The sequence below is a fragment of the Shewanella sp. SP2S2-4 genome, assembly GCF_031932025.1.
In the GTDB taxonomy this organism is placed as follows: domain Bacteria; phylum Pseudomonadota; class Gammaproteobacteria; order Enterobacterales; family Shewanellaceae; genus Shewanella; species Shewanella baltica.
Window position 1 is genome coordinate 71976 of record NZ_JAUOER010000015.1, and the last position, 17546, is coordinate 89521.

14 protein-coding genes are annotated in these 17546 nt (G+C 47.6%); 9 read left to right on the forward strand and 5 right to left on the reverse strand.

What is annotated here, in order from left to right:
• Window positions 1-139 precede the first annotated feature (139 nt).
• The 6 genes from Q4Q54_RS13395 (at window position 140) to Q4Q54_RS13420 (ending at window position 7407) form a co-directional block, all read left to right on the forward strand.
• Window positions 140-1285, forward strand: coding sequence for an HDOD domain-containing protein (locus tag Q4Q54_RS13395; protein ID WP_006080071.1), 1146 nt, complete (start codon window positions 140-142; stop codon window positions 1283-1285).
• A 55-nt stretch (window positions 1286-1340) separates the two neighbouring features.
• Window positions 1341-2252, forward strand: coding sequence for an alpha/beta hydrolase (locus Q4Q54_RS13400; protein WP_311988687.1), 912 nt, complete (start codon window positions 1341-1343; stop codon window positions 2250-2252).
• Window positions 2253-2559: 307 nt separating this feature from the next.
• Entirely contained in the window at window positions 2560-3777 is a 1218-nt protein-coding gene (locus Q4Q54_RS13405) for an aspartate aminotransferase family protein (protein WP_311988688.1), read from the forward strand.
• 127 nt (window positions 3778-3904) lie between these two features.
• Entirely contained in the window at window positions 3905-4924 is a 1020-nt protein-coding gene (gene astA / locus Q4Q54_RS13410; RefSeq protein ID WP_311988689.1) for an arginine N-succinyltransferase, read from the forward strand.
• A 9-nt stretch (window positions 4925-4933) separates the two neighbouring features.
• Window positions 4934-6394, forward strand: a complete 1461-nt coding sequence (astD, locus tag Q4Q54_RS13415) for a succinylglutamate-semialdehyde dehydrogenase (RefSeq protein ID WP_311988690.1) — start codon at window positions 4934-4936, stop codon at window positions 6392-6394.
• Between the two features lie 209 nt (window positions 6395-6603).
• Complete coding sequence (locus Q4Q54_RS13420; RefSeq protein ID WP_115333847.1) at window positions 6604-7407, forward strand: DUF1338 domain-containing protein; 804 nt, start codon at window positions 6604-6606, stop codon at window positions 7405-7407.
• 116 nt (window positions 7408-7523) lie between these two features.
• Here the strand turns inward: Q4Q54_RS13420 and Q4Q54_RS13425 are convergent, their stop codons facing one another.
• The 4 genes from Q4Q54_RS13425 to crp all read right to left on the reverse strand — a co-directional run bounded on the left by Q4Q54_RS13425 (window position 7524) and on the right by crp (window position 10569).
• Window positions 7524-8852, reverse strand: coding sequence for an ATP-binding protein (locus tag Q4Q54_RS13425; protein ID WP_006080079.1), 1329 nt, complete (start codon window positions 8850-8852; stop codon window positions 7524-7526).
• Window positions 8849-9523, reverse strand: coding sequence for a response regulator transcription factor (locus Q4Q54_RS13430; protein ID WP_006080080.1), 675 nt, complete (start codon window positions 9521-9523; stop codon window positions 8849-8851). The genes Q4Q54_RS13425 and Q4Q54_RS13430 overlap by 4 nt, the downstream gene beginning before the upstream one ends.
• A complete protein-coding gene (locus Q4Q54_RS13435) occupies window positions 9504-9851 on the reverse strand; it encodes a PepSY domain-containing protein (RefSeq protein WP_259565614.1) in 348 nt (115 codons plus the stop codon). The genes Q4Q54_RS13430 and Q4Q54_RS13435 overlap by 20 nt, the downstream gene beginning before the upstream one ends.
• A gap of 82 nt (window positions 9852-9933) precedes the next feature.
• Window positions 9934-10569, reverse strand: a complete 636-nt coding sequence (gene crp, locus Q4Q54_RS13440) for a cAMP-activated global transcriptional regulator CRP (RefSeq protein WP_006080082.1) — start codon at window positions 10567-10569, stop codon at window positions 9934-9936.
• Between the two features lie 430 nt (window positions 10570-10999).
• Here crp and Q4Q54_RS13445 point away from each other — a divergent pair, with 430 nt between their 5' ends.
• Complete coding sequence (locus Q4Q54_RS13445; protein WP_311905654.1) at window positions 11000-11779, forward strand: tetratricopeptide repeat protein; 780 nt, start codon at window positions 11000-11002, stop codon at window positions 11777-11779.
• 122 nt (window positions 11780-11901) lie between these two features.
• On the opposite strand, the gene thpR is transcribed toward Q4Q54_RS13445, so the two are convergent.
• A complete protein-coding gene (thpR, locus tag Q4Q54_RS13450; RefSeq protein ID WP_311905655.1) occupies window positions 11902-12441 on the reverse strand; it encodes an RNA 2',3'-cyclic phosphodiesterase in 540 nt (179 codons plus the stop codon).
• A 199-nt stretch (window positions 12442-12640) separates the two neighbouring features.
• Here thpR and Q4Q54_RS13455 point away from each other — a divergent pair, with 199 nt between their 5' ends.
• The gene (locus Q4Q54_RS13455; protein WP_311905656.1) at window positions 12641-14860 is read left to right on the forward strand and encodes an EAL domain-containing protein; all 2220 of its coding nucleotides are present in this window, start codon (window positions 12641-12643) and stop codon (window positions 14858-14860) included.
• A gap of 82 nt (window positions 14861-14942) precedes the next feature.
• Window positions 14943-17513 carry an ATP-dependent helicase HrpB gene (gene hrpB / locus Q4Q54_RS13460; RefSeq protein WP_311988691.1) on the forward strand — a complete coding sequence of 857 codons (2571 nt, stop codon included), beginning with the start codon at window positions 14943-14945 and terminating at the stop codon, window positions 17511-17513.
• Window positions 17514-17546 lie beyond the last annotated feature (33 nt).

Consider the following 17546-nt stretch of genomic DNA (forward strand, 5'->3'; position numbering starts at 1 on the left):
ATCCGATATAACACTATGTTTGTGTTCTGCGACTTTGCGTTATTGCTAAGATTAAGTGTATGTGCTGAAATTGTAATGATTTTGAGAGTTTGATTGTTTTGACGTCACTCGGGCATTAGCGATATAGGAAAGATTTATAGTGGCGATTTCGGTTGCGGGCGGTGTAAGACCCGGCAAAATTATAGAGATAGAGCACAGACTCTATCAGCAATTGATCCTCGGAAAGCATAAAGCGAGCCCGACTCTTTTGGATGATCTCGACCTTGAATTAGAGGCCGATGCGAATAAGTTAGATGTTGAGCGCGAAGCGATTTTAGCGCGTTTAATGAAACAAATTAAAGCCAAAGAAGTGTTCGAAGCCGTGTCGAGCCAGCTGCATGAAACGGTCAATAATGCCATCGAGCATCAACTCGCGTCCCCCGAACTGGTTCTGGCTAAGTCAGAGATCAATGAATCGCAAATTCTATTGCTGGAATTACTGCTGGCAAAAAATCTTGATGCGACGCGATTAAGACCGCTGATCAGTAACTTAAGTTGGTTGTGCCGCGATTTGACCAATATGGTCAACAGCCCGTCTTTTCGTGCCCGCCGGCCTCAGAGCTCAGATGTGCGAGTCACTGATATCAAATTGGTGATGAATTACATCGGCATCGAAAACCTGCGAACGATTATCCCTTATTTTTGCCTGCGCAATTGGCTGCCGAGCGCCAATGCTAAGTTGTTGTGGACTACCCGTAAATTATGGCGCTACAGCATAGTCAGTGGCATAGCCGCCAATGCGTTGGCTCAGCTTCATAATACTGACTCAGCCTTAGTTTATAGTAGTGCCTTGCTCAATCAATTAGGCACCTCGGTTGTGCTGAGTTTGAGTGCCCGCTTATTCGATCAAACCTGGGGAGCGTGGATAAGGGAGGCCAGCAGCAGCCGTGATAAGGAAGTGTATGATGCTGTGATTGCCACTGAGTTTCCGGCCAAAGCGGTGTTTGAACAAGTGTTAAGCCATGGTCATAAACTTAACTGGCAGCTATTAGAGTTACTTAAGTTTGAAGCGAGCCCTTTGACTGGGTTATTGAAGGAGTTAGACCTGACTTTAAGCTATCGAGAATTGTCACCGCAGGCCGCATTAGTCGCGCGGGCAAACTGTTATGCTAAGGTGGTGTTACTCGAAGAGATGCGTCAAATCGATCCCCAAGAAAAGCGTTTAATGTTCGATTATTACGAGTTAACTGAGCAAGAAGTGCTGCGCTTAAAAGCACAGAATTATAGGAAGTTAGATCTGCTGTAGTCCACGACCTGCGACTTGAGCGTCGGGATGGCGGCGTTTAAGTAGAGGAAGGGATATGCCAAGCTGGCAAGCATCTGTACTGAATACTATTTTATCTTATGTCGCTAGGCCATCCATCAGTCGCGGCAAGGCCAAAGTCCCCCTAGCGCAAGTGCGTAAAAAGTTGCTTGATCTCGATAAACGTTGGCTTCCTTGGCCGAATAAGTTAGTCAGTGCCACCATCCCTTTGCAACACTCTAGCTTGCTGCACTATGTGCTTCTCAATGAGCAAACTCGCCTTGGCAATCTGTTTTATATCCGTGGCGGAGGCTTTTGTTTTAAAACGCCCCACGCCCACGCAAGATTGATCGCAGATATCAGCCAACGTTGTCAATTGGATGCCTATATTCCTGATTATCGTCTCGCACCTGAGCATCCTTTTCCTGCGCCATTTGATGATGTGCTTGAAGCCTATAAGCAATTAATCACGCTTAAGGGCGCTGAGAATGTGATCCTCATGGGCGACTCTGCTGGCGGCAATTTAGCCCTGAGCTTGTTGCTGGAATTAAAGCGTTTAGCCCTGCCTTTGCCGACGGCTTGTATCTTGTTATCTCCCGCGTTGGATTTAGCACTAACCGGAGATACTGAGCTGATACTCGCAGCTGACGATCCCTTCTTCACCATCGAAGCTTTGCTGCGTTTACGTGGCGCCTATCTTGCTGGGGCAGACCCTATGTCAGCAAAGGTTTCACCCTTGCAGGGAAACTTAGCTGATCTGCCGCCCATCTTAGTGATTGCGGGTACGCGGGAACTCTTATTGCAGGATTCTGAGCGCTTAGTCACCCAAGTTAAAGCCTGTGGCGGCGAGATAACAGGCTGTTTTTACCCTAACATGCCCCATGTGTTTCCCTTGTTCGATTTATTGCCCGAAGCCCTTGAGGCGAGGTCTAAAATTAGCCATTTTGTGCTTTCACACTTGATTCGTTAAAATGGTGTAGTTATTCACATTCAGTGAATAGCTAGCAAAATGAGGGGTAAATAACTTTTTTTCTGACTAATTATGCTGCAAGCCACGGGTTTAAACGCTTGTATAGTTCTTAAACTGCAATCTTTATGCACTTTGGGTAGAAGAGCTAGGATTGATGTTTGTGAAAAACTGGTATTTTGATCACATTTTCGCTAATAATGGTTATTAATAGACACAAGCAATCCCAGTATCACTAACTCTAGATAAAGATACCTATGGGACTCTGACGGCCCCGATGCCGTTAAACAAACACAAAGGACGAAGAAGAATGAGCATTGATATGAAGTTAGACCGTGCCCAGTTTGACGCAGTTATGGTGCCTAATTATGCGCCTGCTGCTGTGATCCCTGTTCGTGGCGAAGGAAGCCGAGTTTGGGACCAAGAGGGTAACGAGTTTATCGATTTTGCTGGCGGTATTGCGGTAAATTGCTTAGGTCACTGTCATCCTGCTCTTGTGAATGCCCTTAAAACACAAGGCGAAAAATTATGGCATCTGTCAAACGTAATGACGAACGAGCCTGCCTTAGAATTAGCGACTAAATTAGTCAACAGCACGTTTGCCGACAAAGTGTATTTTGCCAACTCTGGTGCCGAAGCCAACGAAGCCGCATTGAAACTTGCCCGTCGTTACGCCTTAGAAAAACACGGCGTTGAAAAAGACGAAATCATAGCATTTGATAAAGCCTTCCACGGCCGTACCTTCTTCACCGTGAGCGTCGGTGGACAAGCTGCCTATTCCGATGGTTTTGGTCCTAAGCCGCAGAGCATTACTCACCTGCCATTTAACGATGTTGCCGCATTAGAAGCCGCAGTAACGGACAAAACCTGCGCCATCATGCTTGAGCCGCTGCAGGGCGAGGGCGGTATTATTGATGCCGATCCTGCATTCCTGAAAGCCGTGCGTGAACTGGCTAACAAGCACAATGCGCTAGTGATTTTTGATGAAGTGCAAACGGGTGTGGGTCGTACTGGCGAACTGTACGCTTACATGGGGACTGAAATCGTACCTGACATTTTAACCACAGCTAAAGCACTCGGTGGTGGTTTCCCTATCGCAGCTATGCTGACAACCGCTGAGATTGCTGAACATCTAAAAGTGGGCACTCACGGTTCTACCTACGGTGGTAACCCATTAGCCTGCGCTATTGGTAATGCTGTGTTAGACGTAGTGAACACGCCTGAAGTGTTGGACGGCGTTAAACATCGCGAGCAGTTATTGCGCGATGGTTTGAACAAAATTAATGAAAAATATCATGTATTTTCAGAAGTACGCGGTAAAGGTTTGCTGTTAGGGGCAGTTCTTAATGAACAATACCAAGGCCGTTCACGCGACTTCTTGGTGGCCTCTGTCGCTGAAGGCTTAATGAGCCTGATGGCGGGTGCTAACGTGGTACGTTTTGCTCCTTCTCTGGTGATCCCTGAGGCAGATATTGCTGAAGGTCTAGCTCGTTTTGAACGTGCTGTGGCGAGCATTGCTGCCGCCTAAATGACCAAAGGAGTGCTGAATTTATTCGCACTCCTTTTTTGTCAGGGAATACTTACGTGCATCATTACCTGTCTTTTTGAAGAGAGGCGCCTTGATGCACGGCAAGCCAAAGTGAGGAGACACTAAGATGTTAATCATACGTCCTATTCAGGCTGGCGATTTTGAAGCCTTATATCAAATTGCCGAAGAGTCTGGTCATGGTTTTACGTCATTACCCGTGAATGCCGATTTGCTCAGACATAAAATTGCGCGAGCAGAAGCCTCATTCGTCAAAACTGTCGATGCGCCCTTCGATGAAGGTTATTTGATGGTGCTGGAAGATACCGATACCCGTGAAGTGGTGGGGACGTGCGCTATCGAAGCAGCCGTGGGAATGGAAGATGCTTTCTACCATTATCGACTCGGTACCGAAGTCTATCATTCCGAACAAATTGACGTGCGTAACGAGGTCGAAACCCTCACCCTTTGCCATGATTACACGGGCGCCGCCGAAATGTGCACCCTGTTTTTGCGTGAAGCGTATCGCAAGGGCAACAATGGCCGCATGTTATCCCGCAGTCGCTTTCTGTTTTTAGCGCAACATGCAAAGCGTTTTGGCGAAACTGTGATTGCCGAAATGCGCGGTGTGAGCGATGCCGATGGTCATTCACCTTTCTACGGCTGGCTGCAAAAACACTTTTTAGGCATTGATTTTATTCAGGCGGATTATCTTTCTGGTTTGGGTAAAAAGGCATTCATGGCCGAAATGATGCCACGAAATCCGGTATATGTTTGTCTATTGCCGGAAGAAGCGCAGAAAGTGATTGGCGAAGTGCATACCAATACCCGTCCCGCATTAAGTCTGCTGCAGGCCGAAGGTTTTAGATGCCGCGGTTACGTGGATATTTTTGATGGTGGTCCAACGGTTGAGTGTCGTTTATCGGACATTCGCGGCGTGCGAGAAAGCCGTCTGTTGACCGTCGATATTGGTGAGATGGCCGAAGCCGACACTCAATTTATTATCTCAAATACTCAATTAGCCAATTATCGAGCGACGTCTGCCGCACTGGCTGTGGACGACAAATCCGAACACATCATTATCAGCCCTGAGCTGGCAGCGGGTTTGTTACTCGCAAAAGGCGATCAAATCCGTATTTTGGCAATGTAGGAATAGCAAATGACACATTATATTCAAGGTCAGTGGCATGCTGGCAAAGGTCATGACGTGGCCTCAATTAACCCAGCCAATGCTCAAACTATTTGGACAGGCAAAACGGCTACAGCAGAACAAGTTAACGCCGCCGTTGATGCCGCGCGCGCCGCGCAGTTTGATTGGTTTATGTTAGGTTTCGATGCGCGTTTAGCCATAGTCGAAGCGTATAGCAGCCAACTTGAAGCCAACAAAGCGGAACTGGCTGAAACGATTGCCCAAGAAACCGGTAAACCTCAGTGGGAAACGGCGACCGAAGTCGGCGCCATGATAGGCAAAATTGCGCTATCAGCCGCGGCTTACAATAAACGTACGGGCACAGAAGCCAACGATACGCCAGCGGGACGCGCGGTTATCCGCCATAAGCCCCACGGTGTTGTGGCGGTTTTCGGTCCTTACAATTTCCCAGGTCATTTGCCGAACGGCCACATAGTCCCTGCGCTGTTGGCGGGGAATACTGTGATTTTTAAACCTTCTGAATTGACGCCTAAAGTTGCTGAGCTGATGGTTAGCCTATGGGATAAAGCGGGTCTGCCTGCTGGCGTGCTTAACTTAGTCCAAGGTGAAGTGGATACGGGTAAAGCATTGGCTTCTCACCCGCAGCTCGATGGTCTGTTCTTTACTGGCAGCTCACGCACGGGTCATTTTTTACATCAACAATATGCCGGTCATCCGGGCAAGATTTTAGCACTTGAGATGGGTGGCAATAACCCACTGATCATTAAAGGTGTGCAGGATATCAAAGCTGCCGTGCACGATATTTTGCAGTCGGCTTATATCTCATCTGGCCAACGTTGTACTTGTGCGCGCCGTCTATATGTAGAGCAAGGCGAGCAGGGCGATGCCTTGATTGCCATGTTAGCCGCTGCGGTCAAACAGATTAAAGTTGGCCCTTGGAACGCGCAGCCACAACCTTTTATGGGCTCAATGATTTCTGAAACTGCCGCCAAAGGTATGGTTGCGGCGCAGACAAATCTGCAGAACTTGGGCGGCGTGTCGTTAGTCGAGTTAACCCATCTAGAAGCGGGTACGGGCTTAGTCTCTCCTGGCCTTATCGATGTGACGGCTATCGATGTTTTGCCGGATGAAGAATACTTCGGACCTCTGCTACAGCTGGTGCGTTATAGCGATTTCGATCAAGCGATTAAACTGGCTAACCAAACGCGTTATGGTTTGTCAGCGGGTTTACTGGCCGATAGCCGTGAAGATTATGACTATTTCCTCGCGCGCATTCGTGCTGGGATTGTTAACTGGAACAAACAAATCACTGGCGCATCGGGCGCGGCACCTTTTGGTGGCGTAGGTGCATCGGGTAATCACAGAGCGAGCGCTTTCTATGCCGCCGATTACTGTGCTTATCCCGTCGCTTCGGTCGAGGCCGATGCAGTGAGCTTACCTGTGACATTAAGCCCAGGTTTGAGCTTGTAAGCGGGTAGAGATTTAACTTTTATCTGGTAAAGAGTACGTGGTAAAGAGGAGGAAGGACGAATGTTCTTCCTTTCTAATAACAAGCAGTAACGTAACTTGAGCTTCTACTGTGGGTATGTGTGACGCTGCAACAGTGGCATCTAGGTCGTTACATTTAGTGTTCGCGGCAAAATAACAGCAATAACCGCAGCACAATAAAAGGAGTTTTTATGCATACCGACATCAACGCGTTATTTGCCGCCCTGTGGCAAGACTATATTCAAATGACCCCTTCTGCGGCAAAAGTGCACGCGCTGCTGGGCCATGGTAAGCCAATCATCAACGATCATATTGCCTTGCGTACTTTCAACATCGCTAAGGTGAATTTGGATGTGCTCGCTAAGCATTTCACTTCACTTGGTTATGTCGCTTGCGGTGATTATAAGTTTGAACAGAAAAAACTGATCGCTAAGCATTTTGAACACCCAGATTCGACTCAGCCTAAAGTGTTTATCTCTGAGCTGTTAGTTGAAGAATTTAGCCCTGCGCTACAAGAGACCATTCAAGGCTTAATCGCCCAAGTGGATGTAGCGGCGACAACGGCGGACAACTTTATTTACTCGGGTCGCCATTGGTCTTTAGATTCTAAAACCTATCAGGATTTATTAACTGAGAGCGAATATGCGGCTTGGGTAGCGGCTTTTGGCTATCGCGCTAACCATTTCACTGTGTCTATCAATCACCTCGACGGTTTTGAAACCTTAGAGTCAGTGAATGATGCACTGAAGCAAGCGGGCTTTGTACTCAATGGTTCAGGTGGCGAGATCAAAGGTTCGCCAGAAGTGTTATTAGAGCAATCGTCGACTATGGCCGATAAGATTGGCCTTGAATTCACCGATGCGACAGTGGAAATTCCAAGTTGTTTCTATGAGTTTGCGCTGCGTTATCCTATGGCCAATGGTGAGCTGTATACTGGCTTTGTGGCTGCGTCTGCCGACAAGATTTTTGAAAGTACGAACGTGAATAAGGCTTAACGTGAATAAAGCCTAACGTCATCAGACATTAAGGATAAAAAACGCCATCAATTCGATGGCGTTTTTTTTATGAGTATTTTAAAGAGAGCATTTAACGCTGAGCATGTTAAGCGAGACTAACTGAAGGTCAGTTCGATTCTCAGTCCACCTAAGCGAGTGCTGTGGCTAAACTTAAGCTCAATCTCATACTGTTCGGCAATTTCCTTCACTATCGACAAGCCTAAGCCGTGCCCCATTACAGACTCATCTAATCGAGTGCCTCTTTGAGTGAGTTTATCGAGTTCATCATCGGCAACCCCTGGACCATCATCATCGATACAAAGGCAGAGACGCTCCTGTTGGCGTGATAACTGAATGCTGACTCGGCTCTGGGCCCATTTAAAGGCGTTGTCCAGCAGATTGCCTAGGAGCTCCATGCCATCTTCCCTGTGGATCGGCAGCCTGAGAATATTAGGGTCGAGTTCGAAAGCACATTCGATGGTTTTATTGCGGTGAACCTTGTTTAAGGTGTTGGCTAGGCTGTGTAAATCCCTTGGGATAACCAATTGCGCCGCAGGAAGCATATCGCCTGTGATCCTTGCCGCCGCCAGTTTGCGCTCGACCATCTTGTGGATAGAATCCAGCTGTTGCTGCAAGGCAATGGCGGTTTCAGGATCTTTAAGACCAAGGGCTTCGACCTGTTGCTGCATCACGGCCAGCGGGGTTTTAAGCCCATGGCTTAAGTTACCTAAGTTATTGCGGCTACGCTCAATTTGCTTGGCGGTGTACTCGAGTAACTCGTTGTAAGTCTTCGCTAGTGGCTGCACTTCGGGGGGAATATTATTCAGCTCCAGCGCGTTAATCTCGCCTTCTCTTAGCCGCGAAAGCGCGTGCTGAATATGCTTAACTGGCTTAAAGGATTGGCGCAGGATCAGGAAGATCCCCGCGATCATAGCAACCAACATCGCCAGATTGATCCCAAGCTTAGTGCCATAGACTTCGCTAAACACGCGTCTGCCGATACTCAAATCTTGGGCAACGGTTAAGGTGGCACTGACATTGGCGCTACTGGAATTTAATCCCAGTGATAACAGCTGCATATCGTTATTTTTTGGCCCTTTAGCTTGCCAGACACGGGTTTTATTTGGCGCGAGTGGCTCGATATCTAACTGCATATCCCACAGGGAGCGCGAGCGAATGACTTCATTGGGCAGGTTAAGCTGGAAATAGCGGCCTGAATAGGCGGGCTTGTAGAAACTGGAAAGCTGGCTTTGATCTATGCTGATGTCCCCATCGTGGATATGGGTTGCCAACATAATATGTTCGAGATCTTCTTCTAAGCGATTGATAATAGAGTCATGGAAGGCCTGACGCAGCATGGACTCAAACAAGATGAGCCCAATGACTGTGCCTATTACCAGTAAGCCCGTTAACCATAAACTGAGCTTAGTGCGGATCGAGATCATTCAATAATGCCGTGGAAGATATAACCTTGGCCGCGACGGGTTTCGATAGCGGTTTTGCCTAATTTCTTACGTAAGTGGGTCACATAAACTTCGACCACATTACTCTCTTTTTCATCGTCAAACTGATACAGCTTATCGGTGAGCTGTGTCTTAGATAACAGCTTCTTAGGCGACATCAGGAAGATCTTCAATAATCTGAATTCCATCGCCGTAAGTTCAAACAATTGGTCTGCCACTTTCACCGTTTGCTCGGCTTCGTCTAAGATCACGCCGCCATAGCTCAATTGCTTGCTAGAAGTGTTCAAGCGACCATGGGCACGGTGGATAAGGGCTTGAATACGCGCCAATAATTCCTGTGCGTGGAAAGGCTTGCCTAAGTAATCGTCGGCGCCAGCATTAAAGCCTTCGACTTTTTCATGCCATTGACTACGAGCGGTCAGCATGATGACTGGGGTGCTGATCCCTTGATTACGCCAGCCTTCGAGCAGTTCGAGGCCGTTGCCGTCGGGCAAGCCTATATCTAAGATCACACAATCGTATTGGGTTTCTTTGATCAGATAATCGGCTTCAAGCGCTTTGTCTGTAATATCGGTCACATAGCCAGCGAGTTTGAGTTGTTTCTCCAGCTCGGTGACTAGCATAGGGTTATCTTCAACGAGTAACAGTTTCATGTTTTCGACATTCGCTCGGTAATGCTATTGAGTGATCGGCTTGACCATTGGTTGCATCAATACTGAGATTGACGATTTGGCCACGCTGAACTTTGATTTGCAAATCATAGCGCCATTTATGATCTTCTTGATAGAGATGAGCATCAATTAGTTCACCTTGGCAAAACTGATTTACTACGGCGAGTGTACCGTTTAAGGACAGTATTTGCCCAGAGTTGACGAGTGCCTTGGCTTGATAGTGTTCTAATTCAATAGGTTCGGCATTCAATTGCATTGGATGCACCAGCGTGAACAGGCTGAAAAAACAGATTAAAAACAGCCGTTTCATTTGAGCTCTCCAATAAAAAATGGCCTAGAATTTATTCTAGGCCACTTTAATAAGGCAGGCTTAAATCAAGCTGAAGACTAACTTAACGGGTACCGTATACCACGATGGTCTTACCATGAGCTTGGATCAAATTCTGTTCTTCTAACATCTTCAAGATACGACCCACAGTTTCCCGTGAACAGCCAACGATTTGGCCTATCTCTTGACGTGTGATCTTAATCTGCATGCCATCAGGATGCGTCATAGCATCAGGCTGTTTCGCCAGATGTAACAGCGTTTGGGCAATGCGGCCAGCCACGTCTAAGAATGCGAGGTTACCCACTTTCTGGCTGGTGCTTTGTAGGCGATAGGCCATTTGCGCAGACAGCTTCATCAGAATTTCAGGGTTAACTTGAATTAACTGTCTGAATTTCTTGTATGAAATCTCAGCGATTTCACAAGCTTGCTTAGCACGAACCCATGCAGTACGTTCGGCTTGTTCTTCAAACAAACCTAGTTCACCGATAAAGTCACCTTGATTCAGATAAGAAAGGATCATCTCCTTACCTTCTTCATCTTTAATCAATACCGCTACAGAACCTTTTACTATGTAATAAAGAGTATCTGAATCTTCACCAGCATGAATAAGAGTGCTCTTTGCAGGGTACTTATGAATGTGACAGTGTGATAAAAACCATTCCAAAGTTGGATCAGGTTTTGGCTTACCAATCAGAGCCATGTTGGTGTTCCTCGATTGATTAAAACGAAAGTAAGAGTATTCTAAATAAGCATTTTACGTCAATTAAACTAACAAAAACTTGATGGAAGTCTTACTTTAGAATAAGTGAATAAATGCAATTAACCATCTAAAATTAGAGCTTATTTTGCTACTTTAGTGATTTAAGTCAACTAAATCGGCGTGAAACTCGCTGGATTCACTTAACTCTGTCGAGTTAATCACATCTTACCAGTCTAATTAAGCCGTTTTATTATAGATTATGGATAAAACAGGCCCCTAAATTACAGTATAAGATGTTTCACTTTTTAAATTCGGCGCTTATTTGCTTCAACTTCCCCCATTATCCTGAGGTTTGTGTGTATTTAGGCTCGACTTATGGGGTTAATTCTGGCTAACTTTGTGGGCAGTCGCTTTCAAGAGAGGTAAGCAAGTGAAATACAGATTATGGGTTTTAGGTGCAGGTTTAAGCTTAACAATCGGGCTGAGCTCTGCGACGCACGCATTTTCTATCCCGCAGCCTGCTGCCGAACTCGCGGCCAGTAAGTTTGTGCATATACAGGTGACGGCAGAGCAAGGCGACGCCGATGCCCAATTTTTGCTGGGATTAATGTACCTTTCTGGCCGTTTTGTGGCGCAAGAAGTGCCCTCTGGTTTGCACTGGATTTCACTTGCCGCCGAGCAGCAACATGAAAAAGCCCAGCAAACCTTAGCCGACCTATCTTTTGAAGGCCAATTGATCAAGCGTGACTTATCCGTGGCCGAGCATTGGTATCGAGCCTTGAGTGAGCAGGGAAGTCGTTGGGCACAATTCCGTTTAGGTTTTATTTATGCTTCTGGCGGCGATGGTGTGCAACGTAATTGTGGTAAAGCGGTCGAGCAATTTTCCCAAGTGGGTGATGATGTTGCCTTAGGTAATGTGGCGTGGATTTTAGCGACTTGCCCCGAAGCTGAGTATCGCGATGGCAATAAAGCGGTCGAGTTATCCTTAAAGTTACTCAAAGTGAATGAGAACGATCCGACAAATTTAGATAATCTGGCGGCGGCTTATGCCGAAGTCGGCGATTTTGGTGCGGCAATTTCGACGCAGCAAAAAGCGATAGAAGCGTTAAAGATGAGTGCCGAAATGACCAAGACAGATGAGTTTATGCAGCGCTTACAAACCTACGAGCAAAAGCGTGCGTATCGCGAAACCTTACGCTTACTCGAATAAGGCATTGGTTATTGGAGCCCTTAAAGTAAGCCCTGTTGGTTTATTCGCGCTTTAGTTGATGCATATAATGATAAATTGGAAAGCCTGAGTTAATACTCGGGCTTTTTTGTTTTTAATTCACGCTAACCGAGCGTCCAAGAATCTAGGATGTGGTATTCCACACCCGTGCTTGTGCTTTTTGAATGATATAAATGCAAATGTTCGGGCGTTAGCGTATTCATCTCCTTGAGTTGCAATAAAGCCGGCTCATCTCGTGTCCATTGTTTGGCCTTCCTAAATAAACTAATGTGCGGGCAAAAGTGGTGTTCACTGCTATGTAATTGCAGGCGGCCTGCTATTGCTTGCGTCTGCTTAGCTAATTGCGCTAACGGCGGATCAACTTCATCGGCTTTTAAGCAACAGACTTGGGCATTAGGCCATAAATCGAACTGGTTAAGTTGAACACTGAATCTTGGCTTAGCTAAGCGGTCAAGCGCATCAAGGAGGGAGATACGTTGATCGTCGTCCACTTGCCCTAGAAAGCAGAGCGTTAAATGCATATTGTTGACACTCACTGCTTTCGCCTCAGGATTAAGGTGGCAAAGCAGTTGTTGCTGTAAATCACTCAGCCTTGCTTTTTGTGTAGTCGTAGGCGCGAAGCCGAGAAATAGCCTTTGTTGCATCGGTTTATCGTCCTTTGTGGGGCTCAACACGGATTATCTCAGGGAACACTTTGACGGTTAGCGTCTTTGAGCGTTAATCTAGTTGTTGAATTTATCGGCTAATTTACGACTCAAGCAGACGTTTAATTCACTGTGAGCCTATACTCAATATACGTCGATAATACCTTAAATGGATTTTTAGGTAAGGAAGTCACTTTTCATGTCAGTAGGTTTAGCAAATCCACTCCAACAGGCCTTAGTGAGTATTTTTAGTGAGTCTCCACTAGAAACCTTAGAGCAAAATGTTGACCGAGCACTTGAGACCATCACATTGCAACTGCATTGTGATGGGGTATTTGTATTGACGGGCAGCCAGTCTCTGGATCGTTTACGCACGCGTAATTTGTATCTAAAACCCCAATTTGCTAAAGGCCAGCAAACTCGAGTTTGGCCCTTAGCGCGCATGCCATTCTTTCGCTCACTCGTTCGCACCCCAAGACTATTAAATCTGCCCGATGTGAATACCTTACCCGCCGATGCACAGGCCGAGCGAACGCTATTAAGAGATTGGGACGTCAAAAGTTTATTGGTATTGCCACCTGTGGTATTTGGCGAAACGCGTATCGCGTTGGGCGCGGTGAATTGCTCTGAGTGTTGCGAATGGAGCGAAGAGTTTATTCAGGAATTTAATCACGCCGCTGTGATGATTGGCTCGGCGATGGAGCTGACGCGTATCGCCCTGAGTATGCTCGCCAGTGAGCATAAATATTGTGAAGTCTTTAATCAGTTGCCCTTAGCCTGTGCCTTGCTAGATAAGCATGATCAATTGACTATGCTCAATAAAGTCGCCCTGCAAACGCTACCAATCCAACATGGTTATGACTTATTCGACATGGTACGTGAGGAAGAGCATGCCATGCTCACCGATACCTTACATGTGGTACGTGAAGGTGTACTCGGTCACGCTTGGTGTGAGTTACCCTTAAAATCTATCCATCAATTGGCTTGGTTGAAACTCAGCTTTAGCCAGATCAGTGGCGATAAAGATACCTTAGTCATGATTGCCGAAGATGTCAGTGAAAAGTATCGCCTAGCCGATGAGCTGTCATTCCATGCCAATTATGATGCGCTCACAGGATTGCCCAATCGGTTACATTTCGAAGCCCTATTAGAAAATCTGCTGCACGCCCACGACGACATGCCAATATGTGTGGCGTTTCTCGATTTAGACCAATTCCAAGTCATCAACAATATCAGTGGCCATCAGGCAGGCGATAAGCTGCTGTGCCAAGTGGCATTGCGCTTAAAACAGCTCGTGCGTAAGGGCGATATTGTTGCCCGTTTAGGAGGCGATGAATTTGGTATCTTAATGCATTACTGCAATGTGGAATCGGCGAAACAAATTGCTAAACGTATCTGTACCCAATTGGCGAAGCATGAGTTTATTTGGGAAAGCCGTAGTCACAATGTCAGTGTCAGTATGGGGATTGCCAAGTTAGATAAAAAAGCCGCCGACATTTATACCGTAATGAGTCAGGCCGATGCTGCGTGTCGCTTGGCGAAGGATCAAGGTCGCAATGGTTGGCATTTATACAGCGCGAGCGATCCTAAAATGAACCGTCTCTATACCGAGATGATGGCGTCTGTGGATATCGTTGGCGCACTCGCGTTAAATCAATTTGAGCTTTATTTTCAAAGCATAGTGCCATTAAACCGTGAGGCGTCAGGTCTGCATTTAGAGATCTTACTGCGCATGGTGCAGGCTAACGGCACTATTGTGTCTCCCGCCATTTTCTTACCCGCCGCCGAGCGATACAACTTAGCTTCTAAGGTCGACTTGTGGGTGATCGATAATTTACTCAAGTGGGGCGGTTGCCATTTAGATATCTGGCAGCAATTGGACCTAGTGTCGGTGAATTTGTCGGCGACGTCTTTGGGCGACCATGAGTTTATGAACTGGCTAGAAATGCGTTTAATGGCCGAACCTGAGCTGGTGGACAAGCTTTGCATCGAAATCACTGAAACCGCAGCCGTGAGTCAGCTCGATCAAGCGACAAAGTTACTCGATATATTGCGCCCGCTCAATTGCAAGTTAGCCCTCGATGACTTTGGGGCTGGTTTTTCTAGCTTTGCCTACCTTAAGCGCCTCAATGTGGACATTGTGAAGGTAGATGGTCAATTTGTAGTGAACATCTGCGAAGACAGTGCGGATCAGGCGATTGTTAAGTCGATTTGCCAACTCGGCCAAGATATGGGCTTTGATGTGGTTGCCGAATTTGTCGAATCCCAAGATATTGGCCGAAAACTGCAAGCTTTAGGCGTCGACTATGCCCAAGGTTACGCCATCAATAAACCGATACGGTTAGCTGAATTGCAGTCTGGACTCAGTCAGCCTTGGCTCGAAAAACGTGAGACCTTTGCGGCCTATCCCCTACTATAGTGTTTGGTACACTTATCTACTGAGCTGGATTATGTTGCAGTGAAATGGTACTCACCGTCGATTGTTAGTACACTGACGGCCTGTGTTGGCCGCTGATGTCTTTTTCTTGAACTCTCTACCTATTCATAGCTTATTAGCACCGCTGCGTGCGGCTTTTTCTAGTCACGCTCAAGTGATCCTCGAGGCACCGACAGGTGCGGGTAAATCTACCGCGTTACCTTTGGCTATGTTGGATTGGCCAGAAATCAGCGGACGCATTTTAATGCTCGAACCGCGGCGTGTCGCGGCGCGCAGTGTGGCGCACTATATTGCCCATTGCCGCCAGCAAAAGGTGGGGCAAGAAGTGGGCTATCGCGTGCGCGGTGAAGCTAAAGTCAGCGCTAATACCCGCTTAGAGATTGTCACCGAAGGCATACTCACGCGGATGATCCAGCAAGATCCCGAATTAACTGGGATTGAGATGATCATCTTCGATGAGATCCATGAACGCCACCTCACTACCGATTTAGGCCTCGCCTTAGCGCTCGAAGTGCAAGCTTCACTGCGGGACGATTTAAAAATATTGGCCATGTCGGCCACCTTATCTGGCCTTGCCTTGGGCGAATTGATGCCAGAGGCCGTGACCTTGCACAGTGAAGGCCGCAGTTTTCCCGTTGAGGTTGAATATCGCCCTGTGCCGACGCAGCAGCATTGGATCGATCATCTTGGCCGCTGCGTACTCGATCTGGTCTCGGCCAGTAGTGCCAACGTTGATAAAACGGCTAGCAATAACGCCGTGCTCGTTTTCTTACCTGGAAAAGGCGAAATCTCACGACTGCAGCAGTTTCTGCGTGAGCGCTTAGCCCAAGATGCCTTTCTGATTTGCCCCCTTTATGGTGAGCTTTCTGGCGCAGAGCAAGATAGCGCGATTGCGGCAACTACAGATGGCAGGCGTAAAATCGTGCTAGCGACTAACGTGGCGGAATCGAGCTTAACTATTGAAGGAATAGGTTTTGTCATCGACAGTGGCTATAAACGTCAGGCCAGTTTCAATCCTAAAACTGGCGTCACTCGCTTAGGTTTAAAACGTATAAGCCAAGCCTCTGCAACTCAGCGCAGTGGCCGCGCGGGACGTTTATCTGCGGGTGTGTGTGTGCGTTTGTGGAGCCAAGAAGAACATGGCCGCATGCTCAGGGCCGATGAACCCGAGATCAGCCAAGCGGATCTGGTGGCTATGGCCCACGATTGTGCTTACTGGGGCGCAAAATCCTTCTGCGACTTGATGTTGTTAACGCCGCCACCGAGTGTGAATGAGGCGCTGGCGTGGCAATTGCTGCAGCGCTTAGGCATGGTTGATGGTCAAAATAAACTCACTCCCCACGGTAAAGCGGCCTATGAGCTGGGGTGTCACCCCAGGCTTGCCCATATGCTATTGGGCGCGAAAAGCTTAAGTGTGAAAAGCTTAGGCGTAAACAATGTTAATGAGCAAACTGGGCAATTGGGCAGTTTGGCCTGTTTGCTGTCGGGGATTGTAGAGGCGCGCGGTTTGCCTAAAAAGGGCGCCGATATCATGAATTACCTGCACTTTGCCTGTCAGGGGCAAGCGGGACAGCAGGCGAAACAGTGGCAGAAAAAGCTCGGATTAACTGCTGACTTAGTGAAGGTTGCGACCCATGCTCACCACAGCGATGTGGGATTATTACTGGCGTTGGCGTATCCGGATCGCATCGCCAAAGCGCGTGGCGTTGAGGGCTATCAATTAGCCAATGGCACTGGCGTGGTGCTGGTGGCCGAAGATGCCTTGTCGCAAACGCCTTGGATGGTGGTGGCGGATTTCCAAGAAACTGAAGGCCGAAACGCCGGGCGGATTTACTTGGCGAGTCCGTTTCAGCCGAGCTTGTTCGATAGCGAGCTAAAAGACTTGCTGGAAATCCACGAGATCTGTGGCTGGGATGAAGGCAAAGGCCGAGTCATTGCCGAGCGCCAATACAAGGTCGGACAAATTTTAGTGAAAACCGAGACGATTGCTAAGCCTGAGCGCAAGCAAATTGTCGCGGCCTTACTGGGTTATATTCGCCAGCAAGGATTACAAATTCTCAATTGGAACGCTAACTTAGAGCAGTTTCAATACAGGCTTAAACTTGCGACAGAGTTCGACGCGGGCAGCGACTGGCCCAAGGTCGATGATGGGGCGTTATTAGCGAGCCTAGAAACTTGGCTGGCGCCTTACCTCGAAAATGTGAATAATCTGCCGCAATTAGTTAAGCTCGATTGCTTTGGTTTTGTGGCAAACTGTTTGAGCTGGCAGCAGAAACAGCGACTGGACGAGTTATTGCCAACCTCTTGGCCGTTAGTTACCGGTACCTCTGCGCCAATCGTATACGATGAATCTGGGCGTGCGCTGCTGCGGGTGCGTCTGCAAGAAACCTTTGGCATGGCACAAAGCCCTATGCTGGCGCAGGGCAAGCTAAAGGTGACGATGGAATTACTTTCTCCCGCTCAACGTCCATTGGCTTTAACGGCGGATTTAGCCAGTTTCTGGCAGGGACCTTATGTGGAAGTGAAAAAGGAAATGCGCGGCCGATATCCAAAACATCTGTGGCCGGACGATCCTGTGAATACACTACCGACAAAATTTACCAAGAAGAAAACCTTGGGTTTAGCTCAGCCATAGCGCAGTGGCGCTGGTTTTTTAATCGCGTGATAA

Coding starts and splice junctions, on each gene's coding strand:
- Q4Q54_RS13400 (WP_311988687.1), top strand. CDS start 1,341: ATGCCAAGCTGGCAAGCATCTGTACTGAATACTATTTTATCTTATGTC.
- Q4Q54_RS13405 (WP_311988688.1), top strand. CDS start 2,560: ATGAGCATTGATATGAAGTTAGACCGTGCCCAGTTTGACGCAGTTATG.
- astA (WP_311988689.1), top strand. CDS start 3,905: ATGTTAATCATACGTCCTATTCAGGCTGGCGATTTTGAAGCCTTATAT.
- astD (WP_311988690.1), top strand. CDS start 4,934: ATGACACATTATATTCAAGGTCAGTGGCATGCTGGCAAAGGTCATGAC.
- Q4Q54_RS13420 (WP_115333847.1), top strand. CDS start 6,604: ATGCATACCGACATCAACGCGTTATTTGCCGCCCTGTGGCAAGACTAT.
- Q4Q54_RS13425 (WP_006080079.1), bottom strand. CDS start 8,852: ATGATCTCGATCCGCACTAAGCTCAGTTTATGGTTAACGGGCTTACTG.
- Q4Q54_RS13430 (WP_006080080.1), bottom strand. CDS start 9,523: ATGAAACTGTTACTCGTTGAAGATAACCCTATGCTAGTCACCGAGCTG.
- Q4Q54_RS13435 (WP_259565614.1), bottom strand. CDS start 9,851: ATGAAACGGCTGTTTTTAATCTGTTTTTTCAGCCTGTTCACGCTGGTG.
- crp (WP_006080082.1), bottom strand. CDS start 10,569: ATGGCTCTGATTGGTAAGCCAAAACCTGATCCAACTTTGGAATGGTTT.
- thpR (WP_311905655.1), bottom strand. CDS start 12,441: ATGCAACAAAGGCTATTTCTCGGCTTCGCGCCTACGACTACACAAAAA.
- Q4Q54_RS13455 (WP_311905656.1), top strand. CDS start 12,641: ATGTCAGTAGGTTTAGCAAATCCACTCCAACAGGCCTTAGTGAGTATT.